Raw genomic sequence first — 17,895 nt, 5'->3', positions numbered from 1 at the left:
CTATTTTTCTAATTGTTTTAATAATTCTTTTACTATTTTATAATCGTCGAAGTCAAATCTTTCACCTTTAATCTCTTGATAAGTTTCATGACCTTTTCCTGCTATTAAAATAATATCGTTGGGTTTGGCTAAATGACAAGCTGTTTTAATTGCTTGCTTTCTATCTGAAATCGAAACTATTTTTTTAAAATTTTGAGGCTCTATACCTTTTTCAATTTCTTCTATAATAGTCTCTGGAACTTCATTTCTTGGGTTATCGCTTGTTATAATAACTTTAGTACTTAAAGCAGAAGCGATATGTCCCATTTTAGGACGCTTTGTTTTATCTCTATTGCCACCACAACCAAAAACGGTAATTAACTCTTCGTTTTTAGTTCGGATGCTATTAATGGTTTCTAAAACATTTTTCAAAGCATCAGGTGTGTGTGCATAATCTATAATGGCTGTTATTTTTCCATTGGAAATTAGGTATTGAAACCTTCCAGCTACACTCTCTAATTCACTTATTATTCTTAGAGTTTCTACTTTTTCAAGACCTAATAATTCGGCAGTGGCATAAATTGCTAAGACATTATACGCGTTAAAATTCCCTATTAATTTTGTCCAAACTTCACTTTCATTAATTTTAAGCAAAAGTCCGTTTAATTGATTTTCTAAAATTTGAGCTCTATAATCTGCATATCCCTTTAATGCATAGGTATGTTTCTTTGCCTTGGTGTTTTGTAACATCACCAAACCATTCTTATCGTCTACATTTACTAAAGCAAAAGCGGATGCAGGAAGTTTATCAAAAAATGATTTTTTCACATCTCTATATTCAGCAAATGTGTCGTGATAATCCAAATGATCGTGAGATAGATTTGAAAAAATACCTCCTTCAAAATGCAAACCTTCAGTTCTATTTTGATGAATGCCATGAGAACTCACTTCCATAAAACAAAAAGCTACCCCTTCATCACTCATTTCCTTTAAATACTTATTAATAGTTAAAGAATCTGGGGTGGTATGTGAGGTTTTATACTCTTTATTATCTACCATGATTTTCACGGTTGACAATAAGCCCACTTTGAATCCTGCTTTTTTAAATAATTGATACAATAAAGAAGCAATTGTAGTTTTACCATTGGTTCCGGTTACACCAACAAGTCTTAGATTATCAGATGGATTCTGATAAAAATTAGAAGCCATAATAGCCAAAGCTCTTGAGGAACTTTCCACTTGAACATAAGTAATACCTTCTACTAATACTGCAGGTAATTCTTCGCAAATAATAGCAATAGCTCCTTGTTTAACGGCTGTATCTATATATTCATGTCCATTGGAAACTGTCCCTATTATGGCAACAAAAACATCATTCTTAGAAATGTTTCTAGAATCGAAATCGATGTTATTAATCGACACACTCGTGTTCCCTACAACAGCGTTTAGGGTTACCTTATATAATATGTCTTTTAAAGTCATCATGAGGCTTGAATAACAATTACCTGATTCTTTTTTATTTTAATTCCTTGTACTAGAGATTGCGATTTCACTACACCAACACCTTCTATTTTTACATCTAATCCCATATTCTCTAACAGAGCAAGAGCATCCATTAAAGGCAAACCAACCACATTTGGCATAATGGTTAAATAGGTTTGCGCTGTTTTATAATAACTGTCAAACTCCTTTTCAACAGGAACATCTATTACTTCTAAAGTTTCAACTACGTCTATAATGGGTGTGTCTGTAAAGACTTTTTGAGCGATTCGTTTAAAAACTGGCCCAGAAACATCTGCTCCATAATACCCTTTTTTGATACTAGGCTTATGAATGATTACAATGCATGAATATTTTGGATTTTCAGCTGGAAAATATCCTGCAAAAGAGGATACGTATCTCGGGTTTTCTTCCCAATCCTCCATCCAGTATTCCGTTTGTGCTGTTCCCGTTTTTCCTGCCATAGAGAAATAAGGCGAATACAACGATTTCCCTGTACCCCGAACCACAACGTTTTTAAGCATTTCCTGCATTTCACCAATAGTTTTATCTGAACATATTTTATTGTTGATAACAGTTATTTTGAAAGTCTCTATTTGTTTATTTAACTCACGTACTTCCTTAATAAAAGTAGGCTTCACCATAACACCATTATTTGCAATTGCATTATAGAATGTTAAGGTTTGCAAGGGCGTTAATTTTAAATTATAGCCATAAGACATAGAAGGCAAAGCATTTTTACTCCATTTAGCATGACCTGGCTCCGGAATAAATGGTGTTCCTTCACCCAAAATTGGTAAACCAATAGGCGTATCTAACGACCAGCTTTTTAAACGATTGATAAATTTTTCTGGATTTTTAGAATAGGCTTCATCTATAATGGTCGCAATACCAATATTTGAAGATACTTCTAAGGCTCTTGCAGCAGATATTTTTCCATAACCTCCATGTTTAGAATCCTTTATTCTTCTACCGTAGAAGGTTTTAACACCTTGCATAGCATCCACAACCGTTGACGTATCTACTAGCTTATCTTCTAAAGCAGCCATTAAAGCCATAACTTTAAAAGTAGAACCAGGCTCATGAGCCTCTCCAACAGCATAATTTAATTTTTCGTAATAAGAGCCAGTTTTAGTTCTTCCTAAATTTGAAATAGCTCTAATTTCACCAGTTGCCACCTCCATAACCACCACACAACCATGTTCCGCTTCATAATATTCTAACTGTTGCAATAAAGCGTTATGGGCAATATCTTGAATATTAACACTGATGGTAGTATATAAATCGTAGCCATCTTTTGGCTCTATTTGATTATAATCTGCAATAGGTTTCCATTGACCTTTTCCTATTTTTTGTTTCAACCTTAAGCCATCAGTTCCACGCAGATATTTAATTCCATAGGCTCCATCAATCCCTGGTCTAGTAACATTTCCTTTGTCATCAAAACGCTCATAACCTATGGTTCTTTCTGCGACACCACCCATTGGATGCTCTCGCTTTGTAGTTTGTTCTACTATTAAACCACCCTTATAAGCACCTAAGCTTAACAAGGGAAAATTCCTTACTCTTAAATACTCTGAATACCCAATATCTCTAGCCAAGAGATAATATCTATTTTTATTAGCTCTGGCTTTTCTAATTTCCTTTTGATAATAAGATGAAGGTTTACCTGAGTATTTTGAAAGCGAATCTGATAAGGGTTTTAAATATTTTTCAAAAGTAGCTGACGAGGGCGTCAGGGCATCTATTCTAATATCGTACTTAGGAATAGACGTAGCTAATAAATTTCCGTTTACAGAATAAACATTTCCTCTATTTGCAGGAATCACAACATTTTTGATTGTTCGCTCTTCAGCTAAGCTTCTGTATTTATCACCTTGTACAAATTGAATACTCAAAAGTTTAAACACCACTGCTAGAGCGAAGATGAACATACATCCTGCTACAAAATACAATCGGTTTAATATGTTCTTCTCGTTTGTTGCCAAGCTGAACTAGTTTTGAGATTTAACTTTAATTTTTGTTGGTGGAATCTCCGAAATGGCTAAGCCTTTTTCTTTCATTTTCAGTTCTACAACTGACTCTTTCTTGAGTTCCATGAGTTTTTTCCTGCCATCCACAAATGCCGAACGCAATTCTTTTGCTTCATTATTAATTCTGGCTATTTTATGTACTTTATTATCTGCACTATGAGAACTAGCTATCATAACAAATGCTAATGATGAAATAAAAAGAATCATTCTCCAGTTTTTAAACGCATCGTCGTTTACTAGAAAAGTTCCTTTTAAAATATTTGAAATACTCTTTTTCATCCCATCTATCGCTTTGCGACAACTAACTACATGCGTTAATCTTATTTTTTTTGTTGAATCTATAATTTTCCCAAAGGGGAGAAATATTCAATTATAGTTTGCCTGCTATTCTAAGTTTGGCACTTCTTGATCTATTGTTTATTTTTACTTCTTCTTTAGTTGGAACAATAAGTCCGCCCACTTTTTTTAATGGCACTTCAAAATTTCCAAAAACATCTTTTTCTGGTTCTCCTTCAAACATGCCGTTTCTAATAAATCGTTTCACCAATCTATCCTCCAAGGAGTGATATGAAATAACACTTAACCTGCCTCCTTTTTTCAATAAATCTGGGGTCTGCAACAAAAACTCCTTTAGGGCTTCAATTTCTTGATTCACTTCAATTCTGATAGCCTGGTAGATTTGGGCCAAAACTTTATTTTCGTGTTTAGGAGGTAAAAACTTCTTTAAAACTCCTTTTAATTGCTCACTGGTTTTAATTGGCTCAACCACTCTACTTGCCACAATAACACTTGCCATTGCTGGAGCAGACCTTAATTCGCCATACTGCAAAAGCACGTCTTTAATCTGTTCTTCTGTGTATTCATTCACTACATGAAATGCCGATAATTTGTTTTGCTGATTCATTCGCATATCTAAATCTGCTTCAAATCTGGTTGAGAAACCACGTTCTGCAACATCAAATTGATGAGAGGATACACCAAAATCCGCTAAAATACCATCCACCTTTTTCACGCCATAAAATCTAAGGAACCTTTTAATGAACCTAAAATTCTCATGAATTAAGACAAACCTGTCATCTTCTAATGTATTCTCAAGAGCATCAGCATCTTGATCGAATGCAAATAACTTCCCTTTATCTCCAAGCCTTTTTAGAATTTCTCTGCTGTGCCCACCACCTCCAAAAGTGACATCTACGTAAACGCCACCTTCCTTGATGTTTAAACCATCTACGGTTTCTTTTAATAAAACAGGGTTATGATATTCCATCTTCATCATCGTCTTGTCCCATAACATCTTCAGCTAAATCTGCAAAATCTACAGTAGCATCGTCTATGGCTTGTTCATACTTCTCTTTATCCCAAATTTCTATAATATTAACAGCGGCAGATAACACAATTTCTTTAGAGATATCGGCAAAAAGCACCAAATCTTTCGGAATTAACAATCGTCCTGTTGCATCAATTTCAATCACTTTTACACCAGCCGTAAAACGTCTGATAAAATCGTTGTTCTTTTTCTTGAAACGGTTTAGCTTGTTTATGCGTTGCATTAAAGCTTCCCATTCAGACATAGGATACAACTCCAGACAAGATTGAAAAACGGCCCTTTTTAGAACAAAGCCATTTTGTAAAACAGGCGACAACTGCTTTTTCAGCGCAACAGGAAGCATAAGCCTTCCTTTTGCATCTACTTTACATTCGTATGTTCCTATTAATGAGTTCAAAGCGTCTGATTCTTGAATTTGGGTTTAAGTTCCAAATATATCGAAAAATATACCACTTTTTACCACATTTTACCACTTTGTTGATAAATTTTCGACTAACTGCATGTTTAATCCGAAATCTCACTTACCTAAACCATCCTAAACACTCAATTTCAGCAGATTACAAGTCGTCTTATTTCAATCGCATTTCTTATTAACATCTCTTTTACAGAGTGACTGCATGAGAATGAATTATTATGAAAATAATTTGAATGATTTAACTATATTTGTTTTCAATGAAAAGACTTACGGCTTAATGGGGTATCGATTAAAAAAAGAAAAAGAATATAGATATATAGAAGTTGGAGAAGGAATTCCAATTATTGTACTTCATGGATTGATGGGTGGATTGAGTAATTTTGAGTCAGTCACACAATATTTTAGTGCCATTGGCTATAAAGTTGTTATTCCAGAATTGCCTATCTATACCATGTCTTTATTAAAAACGAACGTAAAAAGTTTTGCTAAATATTTACATGACTTTATTGAGTATAAAGGATTTGACGAAGTTATTTTACTAGGAAATTCTTTAGGCGGACATATTGGACTTTACCATACAAAACTATATCCTAAAAAGGTTAAAGCCTTAATTATTACTGGAAGTTCTGGGTTGTACGAAAGTGCCATGGGAGGTGGTTATACCAAACGAAGTGATTATGAAGTAATAAAAAAGAAAGCTCAAGATGTTTTTTATGATCCTGAGGTTGCTACTAAAGAAATTGTAGATGAAGTTTATGAAACCGTAAACGACAGAAACAAATTAATAAAAACTTTAGCCATAGCAAAAAGCGCTATTAGACACAACATGGCAAAAGATTTGCCTAAAATGAAAGTGCCAACCTGTATTATTTGGGGGAAAAACGATACCGTAACTCCTCCAGAAGTAGCAGTAGAGTTTAATGAACTTTTACCAGATTCTGAGCTATTTTGGATTGATAAATGTGGCCATGCCGCTATGATGGAACGTCCTGACCAATTTAACGACATTCTTAATAATTGGCTTAAAAAAAGAAATTTCTAAAAAGCCAAACCCTAATTAAATCTTACTGTTTAAGCCTGTTTTAAACAACACAAAAAGTAAAAACGATATATGGAAATTAAATCGGCAGAATTTATAATGAGTAATTCTGATGTTGAAAAATGTCCGAAAAACGCCATTCCAGAATATGCCTTTATTGGTAGAAGTAATGTTGGAAAATCATCTCTTATCAACATGCTTACTAGCAGAAAAAGTCTTGCAAAAACCTCTGGAAGACCAGGAAAAACCCAACTTATAAATCATTTTATTATCAATAAAAGTTGGTATTTAGTCGATTTGCCAGGATACGGTTACGCCAAAGTTTCAAAGAGTGCTAAAAAGACTTTCCAAAAGTTTATTACACAATATTTCAGAATGCGTGAGCAAATGGTTTCTGCTTTTGTTTTGGTAGATATAAGACATAAACCGCAACCTATAGATTTAGATTTCATGCAATGGCTAGGCGAAAATGGCATTCCATTTTCCATTATTTTCACTAAAGCAGATAAGTTAAAACCTAAGGCTATTGACAACCATGTTGAAATATATAAAAACATCATGCTAGAGACTTGGGAAGAGTTCCCTAATTATTTTATCACATCGTCTTCTAAAGATATTGGTAAGGAAGAAGTTTTAGCCTATATAGACTCCCTAAATAATAACATGCAGTTGGAATAATGTTAGTTGTAAAATTGCTTTCCTTTAGTCACACAGGTTTGTTCTAGAATCATGTACCAACTTTAAGCACTTTAGACACTTCTAATCAATTTTTTACATCCAAAGCATCTCGCAAGGCATTTCCTATTAGCATAAATGCCATCACCAAACTCATAATACACAATCCAGGGATTAATGCTAAATAAGGTTTTCCTAAAATAATGTAATTATAGTGATCTTTTATCATCGCTCCCCAGCTTGCCATGGGTGGCTGCGCTCCTATCCCTAGAAAACTCAAACCACTTTCTATTAATATGGCTGCCGCAAAATTAGCAGCAGAAATTACAATAACTGGCGCCATGATGTTTGGCAAAATATGTCTCGTTATAATTCGGAAATCCTTAAAACCAAGCGCTCTTGCTGCCGTTACATATGGTAATTCCTTCGCGCTTATAATCTGCCCACGAACAACTCTTGCCACTTCAACCCACATGGTTAAACCTACTGCAATAAACACTTGCCAAAACCCTTTTCCTAAAGCCAAAGTAATAGCAATTACCAAAAGCAAGGTTGGAATAGACCAAGTTACATTTATAATCCACATGATAAAGGCATCAATTTTACCTCCAAAATATCCTGCCATGCTCCCCATAAATATGCCAATAATCAAAGAGATGAAAACAGCAACAAAACCTATAAAAAATGAGATTCTAGCGCCAACAAGAATGCGACTTAATAAATCACGACCGTATTTATCTGTTCCAAACAAAAAAGTACGTTCTTTAATTAGAGAAGCAACTTGAGTTTTAGAAAATGAAGTTAAGTCAAGTTCTTTTTCGGCTCCTTCAAGTCCATCAGAAGCGTATTCGGTATAAAATAAGATATGATCTTTTATATATGAAGCCGTAATTGGAATTTCGGTTTCTGTATTTTTTTTTCCAAAAAACAGTTTATCTACAACCGATTGGTTGTTTTCTATGGAAGATGGTATCGTTAGCATCTGCACTTTAAAACCAGGTCTTTTAGAATGAATAGATAAATGCATCTGATTGGCATGTTGCGAATTATCTGGCGCAAAAGCATATGCGAAAACTGAAATAATTCCTACCAAAACAATAAACCAAAAGCTAAAAACGCCCCAAAAATTATGTTTGAATTTTTGGAGCGCTAATTTGCTTAATGAGCCAGTAATATCACTCATTATTATTAATCTTTAACAGTAGAAGCCACTTTTTTAATAGAGTAAGTTGTATTTAAATCTTCAAGGACATTTATAGCTTCTTCAACATATACATCCTGACTTAAACTCTTGTGCCAGCGATCTCTTTTTTCCTTTAAAATAGTATCTGTAACAAACATTTCTTGTTCGTATGGTAGGGACTCGAAGGTTAGATTTGTTTGGTATTTAGAAATTTTTTCAAAACGCTTTGCTTCTTCTTCATTTAATTCTAATTGCGCTTTATACGTAGTGTAATTTAAAGAATGAATGTTTTCGTCCATTCTGGTTTTAATCCATTTAGCATTTTCACCAATTAGTCGAAGCTGTTCGTTATTATCCATTCTCAAAGTACTTTTCTGAATGGTTTCAGTATAATCAACATTCCCATCCCAAATATCATAATCTACAGCTTCAATTTTATCCCAAGGCAATGGATTTTTCTGGTCCTTTTCACCTATATCAATAAAACTATATCTATCTACAACAACTACATCACTTTTAACACCTTCAAGTTGCGTTGAACCTCCATTAATTCTATAGAATTTTTGGGTCGTTAACTTTAAGGCACCTAAATCGCCATTTTTATTATTACGCACCATGTTATTCAAGTCCATAAAGTTTTGAACAGTTCCTTTACCATAAGTTTGTTTGCTTCCAATAACAATAGCACGTTTATAATCTTGCATCGCTGCAGCCAAAATCTCTGAAGCTGATGCAGATAACTCGTTTACCATAATAACTAATGGACCATCCCAAACAATAGATTTGTCTTTATCTTCTAAAACTTCTTTAGGCTCACCAGTAGCTCTAACTTGCACAACTGGACCATCTTTTATAAACATACCAGCTATATCAACAACCACAGGAAGCGAACCCCCTCCGTTATTTCTTAAATCAAGCACAAGACCTTCCATGCCTTCTTCTTTTAGGCGCTCTATTTCTTTTTTAATATCTGAGGCCGCATTTCTACTCTTATAATCTTCAAAATCTACATAAAATTTAGGAAGATTAATCACCCCAAAACGTTTACCGTCTTTAACAACAATAGAAGTCTTAGCATATGTTTCTTCAATTTCTATGACATCCCTAGTAATGTTAATATCTTTTATAGTACCATCTACCTTTTTAACTGTTAAAACAACCGTAGTTCCTTTTGGGCCTTTAATTAATTTGATAGCATTGTCTAGACGCATACCAACTATATTTACTGGCTCTACCTCTTTTTCCTGACGTACTTTCAATATAATATCTCCAACTTCTAGTTCATTTCCTCTCCAAGCTGGACCTCCAGAAATAAGTTCCATAATTTTAACATTATCCATACGTTTTGATAAACGCGCTCCAATACCTTCTAATTTTCCTGAAATCTGCTCGCGGAAATTTTCCTGCTCTTCTGGAGCATAATAATTTGTGTGAGGATCAAATTTTGTTACTATAGCATTAATATAAATGGTAAACCAATCGCTTCTAATCAGTTCGTCTATATAATCGTTATAATATAAATCAATAGATTTTAAAGTTTCAGCACGAGCTTCTTCTTCAATTTGGGTTGGTGTTTTCTTAACAAATTTAGTTTCATTCTCAGCAGTTAAATCCTCAGATTCTTTTACTTCAATTTCACCATCTTCATCTTCTACTTTTACAACTTTTTTAACTCCTCCCGTTTCTTGTTCAATCATTAGTTCGTCGTAATTCACCAAATTAGAAAACTTAAGTTGTTGTCTCCAACGATCTTTCATTTGCTTTTTGTTCTTTACGTATCCAATACTTTCGTAGTCTGAATTAAATTCTTCGTCAACAGAATAATCAAATGGACTTTCTAAAACTTCTTTATAAATAGATTTAGATTCTTCAATACGTTCCGCTAGTCTATCAAAGGTTAAATTGAAAAAGGAAATATCATATTCTTTTAATTGATCATCTAAAAGAAATTCATATTCCGAAAATTCTTCTATATCCGATTTATAGAAATATCGTTTTAATGGATCTAGTTGATCCAAATAATCTGCATAAACCTCTGCTGAAAACTCATCGTTTATTTCTTTTGGATCAAAATGACCTCGTTGAAGCACATAAGTAATTACTTGTATAAGTAGCTTGTCATTATCAGGATCTTCAAACGTTTTTGTAGTAAAACTACATGACGCAAATGCCAATAAAAGCACCAATACTAAAACCTTATAATTCCTTTTCATAAATCTTATCATATTAATTTAATAATAACGCTTAGAATTTAAATTTGTGGGCAATATAAAACGGTAAAACGCTTAAACAATTCTAAAAGTATCTTTTTATTTTACTAATTTAAAGAAAAAACTATGCCAACATAGACATTTGGTAATAATTTTTTGTTAAACCAGAAAAAATCAGGTCATACGTAGGAAATTATGTATTTTAGCAATGTTAATTTGAAATAAAAATGACAAAAAGACCACTTATTTTAGTCACTAATGATGATGGTATTACAGCTCCGGGTATCAGAGCATTAATTGATGTCATGAAAGAACTTGGCGAGGTTGTAGTTGTTGCTCCAGATAGTCCGCAAAGCGGTATGGGACATGCCATCACAATTGATTCTATGCTACATTTAGAACGTGTTTATATTGATGACGGCGAGCAAGAGGAATACAGTTGCTCTGGCACACCAGCCGATTGTGTCAAACTAGCCGTTAAAGAAATTTTAGATCGACGCCCAGATTTATGTGTATCTGGAATTAATCATGGCTCCAATTCTTCTATTAATGTTATCTATTCTGGCACGATGAGTGCTGCTTTAGAAGCTGGAATTGAAGGAATTCCTGCCATTGGTTTTTCGTTATTAGACTATAATTACAATGCCAATTTTGAAACAGCCAAAAAATACGTAAAAACTATTGCTAAAAATGCGTTGGAAAATGGCATACCAGATCAGGTGGTTTTAAATGTTAATTTCCCTAATTTACCTGAGAAAGACATTAAAGGGATCAAGGTGTGCAGACAAGCTAAAGCCAATTGGGAAGAGGAATTTGACAAAAGACAATCGCCTCAAGGAAAAGATTATTATTGGCTTACTGGAAAATTTGTAAATTTGGATCCTGGTGAAGATACAGACGAATGGGCCTTAGAAAATGGCTACATTTCAGTAGTTCCTGTCCAATTTGATTTAACAGCACATCATACCATTTCAACCTTAAATACATGGAAATTTAATGATTAAGAAAGAAGTTATTATTGGTTTATTAGTAGGTCTAATTGCAAACGTTATGGGACTCTATTTCGCCTCTTTAATTTTTGGAGAGGGTAAAGATTTTTTTACCGTTTTAAGCACTGCTTCTAACGAAGGTATTTTAGGGAAGCTAATTAGTTTGGGAGCCATTTTAAATTTGATAGCTTTTTTCGTTTTTATAAAAAAGAAACAGGATTATCGTGCTAGAGGTGTCTTATTAATGACAATTATTATTGCTGTTTCAACTTTTGTTTTTAAATTTATATAAATAAAAAACATCTGTGCGATTAATAAAAAAGAAGCAACATAAACAAATGAAATACTATATTATTGCTGGAGAAGCCTCAGGAGATCTACATGGCTCTAACCTAATGAAAGCGTTGCAAAAAGAAGATGTGCATGCTAATTTTAGGTTTTGGGGTGGCGATCTAATGAGTGAAACCAGTGGTACCTTAGTAAAACATTATCGCGATTTGGCATTTATGGGTTTTGCCGAAGTGCTTATGAACCTAAGAACCATATTCAGCAATCTCTCTTTTTGCAAAAAGGATATTGAAGAATTTAATCCAGATGTTATTATATTTATTGATTATCCTGGATTTAATTTACGAATTGCCAAATGGGCAAAACTAAAGGGCTTTAAAACATTTTATTACATTTCACCCCAAATTTGGGCTTGGAAAGAAAGCCGAATAAAAGAAATAAAGAGAGACGTAGACGAAATGTATGTGATTCTACCTTTCGAAAAGGATTTTTACGAAACCAAACATAAATATCCAGTTCATTTTGTTGGGCATCCAACTATTGATGCCATTGCCAATAGAACACAAGTAAATGAATATACGTTTCGGGCAGATCATGAACTAAATGAAAAACCGATTATTGCAATTTTACCAGGAAGCAGAAAGCAAGAAATAAAAAAAATGCTTTCAGTAATGCTCTCCGTTATAAAAGATTATCCAAATTACCAATTTGTAATTGCTGGAGCTCCAAGTCAAGATTATAGCTTTTACGAACCTTTTATTAAGAATACCAAGGTTGGCTTTATATCTAATAAAACTTACGATTTACTTTCGGTCTCCTCAGCCGCTTTAGTAACTTCAGGAACGGCTACCTTAGAAACTGCCTTGTTTAAAGTGCCACAGGTAGTTTGTTACAAAGGCAACTGGATTTCGTACCAAATTGGAAAACGACTAATTAATTTAGAATATATTTCTTTAGTAAATTTAATAATGGATAAAAAGGTGGTTACGGAATTAATTCAAAACGATTTCAACACAAAAACTTTAAAAAAAGAGCTTGATATTATACTCGATCCTTATAATAGAGCTATTTCTTTTTTAGAATATTACGAACTTGAAAAGAAACTAGGTGGAAAAGGAGCTAGCGAAAAAACTGCCAAATTAATTTATAACGCTATAAAAAATTAACATGAGAAAAATAACCTACTTATTACTTCTTCTTTTAACCATTTCGGCATGTAAATCTACTAAAAGTACAAGCAGTTCAAGTAAAAAGTCTCCTAAAACAACAACTGTTTCAAAAATTAATAAGACTGATGCTCCTGAAAGCGCTAGCATAAAAAACATTATTAAAACGGCAGAGAAATATAATGGTGTTCGTTACAAATATGGTGGCACTTCCAAAAGTGGCATGGATTGTTCTGGCTTAATTACTACGGCTTACAATAGTGAAAACATTGCTTTACCAAGAACTACAGGAGGTTTAGCTACAACTGGAGACTGGGTAGATGTCAAGGAAGTGCAGAAAGGTGATTTACTGTTTTTTGCTACCAAAAAAAACAGCAGACATATTAATCATGTAGGCATGGTTACTGAATCTAGACCAGGTTATGTTGAATTTATCCATGCTTCTACAAGTAAAGGTGTTATGACATCCGAATTATCCGAAAAGTATTGGTATTTTGCTTTTGTCCAAGCACGTCGGATATTGTAAGATTTTAAGTATCTTACTTATGTGAAACTCTTTGATTTCGTTATCATTAAGTTAACCATTTTTCTGGTTACAGGTATTTTATTGTCTCATTTTAGCGATATTCCACTAAGGTCTGCAAGCATCGCATTTGGCGTTCTTCTAGTATTACTTGCTGTAATCTATTTTATCTCAAAACCATTACATTCTAAGAACATCTGGTTTGGGTGTGTCTCCTATTTATGTATGATTTCTTTGGGTGTCTTAGTTGAAAACCTTCATAATCAAAGACATTATAAAAACCACTATACATCTAGTAGGCCATATCAAACAGAAGCCACTTCTTTAATAAGCTTAAAGATTTCCAGCATTTTAAAACCCAATAGCTACAACGACAGGTATGTTGTGAAATTAATTAAATTAGACAGCAATTCGGTTAACGGCTTGGCTTTACTAAATATTAGAAAAGACTCTCTTACAAAGCCCTTTTCAGTAGATGATGTTCTGGTGTTAAAATCCGAATTAATACCAACAGAAAACCCATTAAACCCAAATCAGTTTAACTACAAACAATTCTTGGAGAACAAATACATCTACGCCCAAATGTATTCTGATTATAAAACTATTTTAATAGAAAGTACCAATAAAAACAGTTTGAGTGGCTATGCAGATGCCATAAGAACACATATTAATAAAAAGCTAAAGGAACATCCTTTTAAACCCAATGAACTAGCCATTATAAACGCGCTTTTACTAGGGCAAAGACAGGACCTTTCCCAAGATGTTTACAACGATTATAAAAATGCAGGAGCCTTGCATATTTTGGCTGTTTCAGGCTTGCATGTTGGAATTATACTCTTGCTTTTAAACTTTGTATTTAAACCCTTAGAATACTTAAAACGAGGGCATGTTTACAAGATCATTCTGTTGATTATTTGTCTTTGGAGTTTTGCAGTAATAGCGGGTTTATCTGCTTCCGTTTTACGTGCCTCTCTGATGTTTAGTTTGATAGCAATAACAATGAATTTAAAGCGACCAAAAAACACCCTAAACATTTTAATTTCCTCAGCATTTATTCTGTTACTTTTTAATCCGAATTTAATTTTTGATGTCGGGTTTCAATTAAGTTATCTTGCTGTAATTGCTATTGTTACTGTTTTCCCACTATTATATGGTTATAGGAAATCTAAATATTGGTTGGTAGATAAATTATGGCAAGTTGTTGCAGTATCTATTGCCGCACAAATTGGGGTTTTACCTATTAGTCTTTTTTATTTCCATCAAATTCCAGGGCTTTTTCTACTTTCTAATGTGGTAGTCATACCATTTTTAGGCATTATACTAGGTTATGGCATTGTTGTAATAATTTTGGCAAACATCAACTTCCTGCCAGATTTTGTCGCCACTATTTACGGGCATATTATTGGTGGGATGAATTGGTTCTTTAAATGGGTTTCCCAGCATGAAAAATTTATAATTAAAGACATCTCTTTTAATTGGATGCAAGTAATTGCCAGCTACCTTGTTATAATCAGTTTATATCATTTTTATAAAGCTAAAAACTTTAAAAACACCATCATATTTCTGCTCACCATCATAATATGTCAAACCACATATATGTATACAAAATACATGAATGAAACAAAAAACAACTTTATAGTTTTTCATAAAAGCAGGTATAGTATTCTTGGTATTCAGAAAGGAAACACACTGGAATTATATCACAATTTAGATAGCACTACCAATGTAATGGAAACCATGATAAACAGCTTTACAACCTATCATGATATTTCTAAAATAAAAGAAGATACCTTAAGGCCTATTTATCCTATAAACAATAATTGGCTGTTAGTTATTGATAGCTTGGGGATATATAAAACAATCTCCTTTAAGCCTGACTTTGTTTTACTTAGAAATTCGCCTAAAATCAATTTAAATCGACTCATCGATTCCTTGCAACCAAAATATATTATTGCAGACGGCAGTAATTATAAGTCTTATGTAAAACGTTGGAAAGAAACTTGTGAAAAACAAAAAATCCCTTTTCACCAAACAGGTGAAAAGGGAGCTTTTATCACTAATTTATCTAGTGATTAATTTGAAAATTCTGGCTTAAAAGTACTGTAGTAAGCAGAAAAATCTTCTTGTGTTTTCATATTAAGATGTTCGTTATCATTAAACATTTTTAAGTACACTTCTAATTGTTGCGGTGTTTTATAGCCAATAACAGGGCTTAAAAAATCAGATTTTTCATCTAGAAACAAAATAGTTGGATAAGACCTTACGCTAAAATAAGCTGCTAATTCGTGAGGTGAATTTCGTCTATTTGCATTTGCAGGATTATAACTAGGATTATCAAACATATTGCCATTAAAATTAATAACTTCATTCCCTTCAGCATTAAATTTAACCGCGTAATAATACTTATTTACATAGGCAGCTACATCTTTATTCTGAAAGGTGTTTTTATCTAACATCTTACATGGGCCACACCAATTGGTATAGGCATCGATCATGATCTTTTTAGGATTTTTCTTTTGAAGAGCAACGGCTTCCTCCAAACTTACCCAATTAATTTCCTGTGCAGATATATTGACAACAACAAGCAAAATAGATAATACTGATAGTAATTTTTTCATAATAATTTATAATTTCAAACTTAACAATTAAGTTTTGTAGGTTTCAAAAACTGTTCCTAAAATAATAAAAACACTCCAAAACAGAAGTGTTTTTTATTGTTTTTAACTAAATATTCGATTAACGAACACCGTGCATTAACTTTTTTAGTAATGGATTTAAGAAAAAAGATATTAAACCAACACCTATAGGAATTAGAGTAAATATTAAAAAGAAGGTTCCCAAAGAATATTGTTCAGATATTTTATCAATCATGCCTCCCATGGTATTTGCAGCTTTTTGGCCTACAGCGATAGCCAGATACCAAACTCCAAACATAAAACCAATCATTCTTGCTGGCACCAATTTACTAAGATAGGAAAGTCCTAATGGTGATAAGCACAATTCTCCCATGGTATGGAGTAAATATGCTAGAATCAAAAATATCATACTTACAGATGCTGTTTGAGCTCCTGGAGGGATATCTGCGGACCCATAAGACAAAATACCGAAACCAAGTCCTAAAAGCACCAATCCAATTCCATATTTCATGGCAGCACTTGGATTGTATTTACTTTCCCACCATTTTGAAAATAAAGGCGCCAAAGTAATTATAAAGAATGAGTTAAGAATTCCAAACCATGTCGCATCAACCGTCATTTCTGTTTGGCTAAACTTATCGTACAAACGGAATATTACCAATCCCCATACGCCAATAAATGCAATGGCGAGGATAATGTTTGAAGCTCCAATTTTTGTGAATGTTTTCTTGAATATAAGTGTAATAACATAGGTTATTATAATTAAAGGAATTGTGGTTAATAAGGCATCTACTATTTTAAAAATAGTTGCTGAATTTCCGCTCAAATTCCTATCGGTGTAATCACTAGCAAATAAAGTCATTGATCCTAAAGATTGTTCAAAAAAGGCGAAGAAAAACACCGTAAAAAGAGCAAATATGGTCACGGCAATCAGTCTATCTCTTACTATAGGTAAATATCGGGCAATACGTGTTATCAATAAAACTAAAAACATCGCCAAGGCTGCTAAAACTACAATATTAGTACCACTCATTCCGGCAATTTCAAAAGGGAGCAAAGATTTGGAATAAATAGTCTCCAATGGATCATTAAAAAGATAAAGCAAACCACCCACAGACGATAAGATTATTAATAAGTAATCAAATTTCGTAAATGGATTATGTTTTATCTCAGCTTTCAATTCTTCTTCCACCGCTTCAGGATTCGTAGAATCTACATTATCCGATAACACAACTTCTCCCTTTTTAACTGGTTTACCACCTATTTTTCCAAAGATTTTATGAGCTAAGATAAATTGAAGCATTCCTAATAGCATAAATACGCCTGCCAATCCAAAGCCCCAATGCCATCCGTAATTTTCAGCTAGATATCCGCAAAGCATCATTCCGAAGAAAGCACCTGCGTTTACACCCATGTAAAAGATAGTATAAGCCCCATCTTTTTTGGATTCTCTAGTTTTATACATTTCAGAGATGATAGAGGTGATATTCGGTTTAAAAAAACCAGTTCCAATTACTAGTAAGGCTAGACCCAAATAAAAGGTAAGCGTGGTTTCCATTGCCATTGCTGCGTGACCTAGGGTCATGACCAAACATCCAATAATTACAGCAATACGATATCCAGTAATTTTATCGGCAATCCAACCTCCTACAATTGGAGTTAGATATAGTAAAGAGGCATAGGTTCCAATTAATGATAATGCATGTTCACGTGGCCAATCCCATCCTGGATTGTCACTCATCATTGGTGCAGTTAAAAATAAAATAAGAAGAATACGCATTCCATAGAAAGAAAAACGTTCCCACATTTCTGTGAAAAACAGGATAAATAATCCGACTGGATGCCCGAGAACGGTGTCTTTAAATAGATTTTCAATATCTGTATTCATGTATAATTTTTTTAAGCTAGTTAGTAATTAATTTAAAATATTAA

At 33.4% G+C, this 17,895-nt stretch carries 16 protein-coding genes; 7 read left to right on the top strand and 9 right to left on the bottom strand.

The annotated features are described in order from the left end of the window. The 5 genes from IEV77_RS05370 to mraZ all read right to left on the bottom strand — a co-directional run bounded on the left by IEV77_RS05370 (position 1) and on the right by mraZ (position 5,236). Positions 1-1,464 (bottom strand): UDP-N-acetylmuramoyl-L-alanyl-D-glutamate--2,6-diaminopimelate ligase, encoded by a 1,464-nt coding sequence (locus IEV77_RS05370; protein ID WP_188462550.1) that lies wholly within the window; start codon positions 1,462-1,464, stop codon positions 1-3. Next, positions 1,461-3,413 (bottom strand): PASTA domain-containing penicillin-binding protein, encoded by a 1,953-nt coding sequence (locus IEV77_RS05365; RefSeq protein ID WP_188462993.1) that lies wholly within the window; start codon positions 3,411-3,413, stop codon positions 1,461-1,463. The genes IEV77_RS05370 and IEV77_RS05365 overlap by 4 nt, the downstream gene beginning before the upstream one ends. 60 nt (positions 3,414-3,473) lie before the next feature. Further along, positions 3,474-3,791 carry an FtsL-like putative cell division protein gene (locus IEV77_RS05360; RefSeq protein WP_188462548.1) on the bottom strand — a complete coding sequence of 106 codons (318 nt, stop codon included), beginning with the start codon at positions 3,789-3,791 and terminating at the stop codon, positions 3,474-3,476. Between the two features lie 91 nt (positions 3,792-3,882). Next, a complete protein-coding gene (rsmH, locus tag IEV77_RS05355; RefSeq protein ID WP_188462546.1) occupies positions 3,883-4,779 on the bottom strand; it encodes a 16S rRNA (cytosine(1402)-N(4))-methyltransferase RsmH in 897 nt (298 codons plus the stop codon). Further along, positions 4,766-5,236 (bottom strand): division/cell wall cluster transcriptional repressor MraZ, encoded by a 471-nt coding sequence (gene mraZ, locus IEV77_RS05350; RefSeq protein ID WP_188462543.1) that lies wholly within the window; start codon positions 5,234-5,236, stop codon positions 4,766-4,768. The genes rsmH and mraZ overlap by 14 nt, the downstream gene beginning before the upstream one ends. A 295-nt stretch (positions 5,237-5,531) precedes the next feature. Between mraZ and IEV77_RS05345 the strand changes: the two genes are divergently transcribed. Continuing rightward, entirely contained in the window at positions 5,532-6,296 is a 765-nt protein-coding gene (locus IEV77_RS05345) for an alpha/beta fold hydrolase (protein ID WP_188462992.1), read from the top strand. A gap of 69 nt (positions 6,297-6,365) precedes the next feature. Beyond that, positions 6,366-6,971, top strand: a complete 606-nt coding sequence (gene yihA, locus IEV77_RS05340) for a ribosome biogenesis GTP-binding protein YihA/YsxC (protein WP_188462540.1) — start codon at positions 6,366-6,368, stop codon at positions 6,969-6,971. An 85-nt stretch (positions 6,972-7,056) separates the two neighbouring features. Here yihA and IEV77_RS05335 read toward each other — a convergent pair whose 3' ends face one another. Next, entirely contained in the window at positions 7,057-8,151 is a 1,095-nt protein-coding gene (locus IEV77_RS05335; RefSeq protein WP_188462538.1) for an ABC transporter permease, read from the bottom strand. A 5-nt stretch (positions 8,152-8,156) separates the two neighbouring features. Further along, on the bottom strand, positions 8,157-10,364 hold the full coding sequence (locus tag IEV77_RS05330) for a carboxy terminal-processing peptidase (protein WP_188462536.1): 2,208 nt from the start codon (positions 10,362-10,364) through the stop codon (positions 8,157-8,159). A gap of 224 nt (positions 10,365-10,588) precedes the next feature. On the opposite strand from IEV77_RS05330, the gene surE reads away from it, so the two are divergent. From surE to IEV77_RS05305, 5 genes are read left to right on the top strand one after another with little or no spacing between them, the layout of a single operon-like run. Further along, positions 10,589-11,365 (top strand): 5'/3'-nucleotidase SurE, encoded by a 777-nt coding sequence (surE, locus tag IEV77_RS05325; RefSeq protein WP_188462534.1) that lies wholly within the window; start codon positions 10,589-10,591, stop codon positions 11,363-11,365. After that, positions 11,358-11,642, top strand: a complete 285-nt coding sequence (locus IEV77_RS05320; RefSeq protein ID WP_188462532.1) for a hypothetical protein — start codon at positions 11,358-11,360, stop codon at positions 11,640-11,642. The genes surE and IEV77_RS05320 overlap by 8 nt, the downstream gene beginning before the upstream one ends. 46 nt (positions 11,643-11,688) lie before the next feature. Next, positions 11,689-12,804 carry a lipid-A-disaccharide synthase gene (gene lpxB, locus IEV77_RS05315; protein WP_188462530.1) on the top strand — a complete coding sequence of 372 codons (1,116 nt, stop codon included), beginning with the start codon at positions 11,689-11,691 and terminating at the stop codon, positions 12,802-12,804. A 1-nt stretch (position 12,805) separates the two neighbouring features. Next, positions 12,806-13,330, top strand: a complete 525-nt coding sequence (locus tag IEV77_RS05310; RefSeq protein WP_188462528.1) for a C40 family peptidase — start codon at positions 12,806-12,808, stop codon at positions 13,328-13,330. Between the two features lie 21 nt (positions 13,331-13,351). Next, the gene (locus IEV77_RS05305) at positions 13,352-15,403 is read left to right on the top strand and encodes a ComEC/Rec2 family competence protein (RefSeq protein WP_229736584.1); all 2,052 of its coding nucleotides are present in this window, start codon (positions 13,352-13,354) and stop codon (positions 15,401-15,403) included. Here the strand turns inward: IEV77_RS05305 and IEV77_RS05300 are convergent. Both IEV77_RS05300 and IEV77_RS05295 read right to left on the bottom strand, forming a co-directional pair. Then, positions 15,400-15,945, bottom strand: a complete 546-nt coding sequence (locus IEV77_RS05300) for a thioredoxin family protein (RefSeq protein ID WP_188462527.1) — start codon at positions 15,943-15,945, stop codon at positions 15,400-15,402. The two genes, IEV77_RS05305 and IEV77_RS05300, sit on opposite strands and share 4 nt — an antisense overlap. 118 nt (positions 15,946-16,063) lie before the next feature. Further along, positions 16,064-17,851 carry a peptide MFS transporter gene (locus IEV77_RS05295; protein ID WP_188462525.1) on the bottom strand — a complete coding sequence of 596 codons (1,788 nt, stop codon included), beginning with the start codon at positions 17,849-17,851 and terminating at the stop codon, positions 16,064-16,066. Between the last annotated feature and the right edge of the window lie 44 nt (positions 17,852-17,895).

It is taken from the genome of Xanthomarina arctica (assembly GCF_014638915.1).
GTDB lineage: Bacteria > Bacteroidota > Bacteroidia > Flavobacteriales > Flavobacteriaceae > Xanthomarina > Xanthomarina arctica.
The sequence above is the reverse complement of the archived record's forward strand: the minus strand, read 5'-3'. Positions and strand labels throughout refer to the sequence as shown.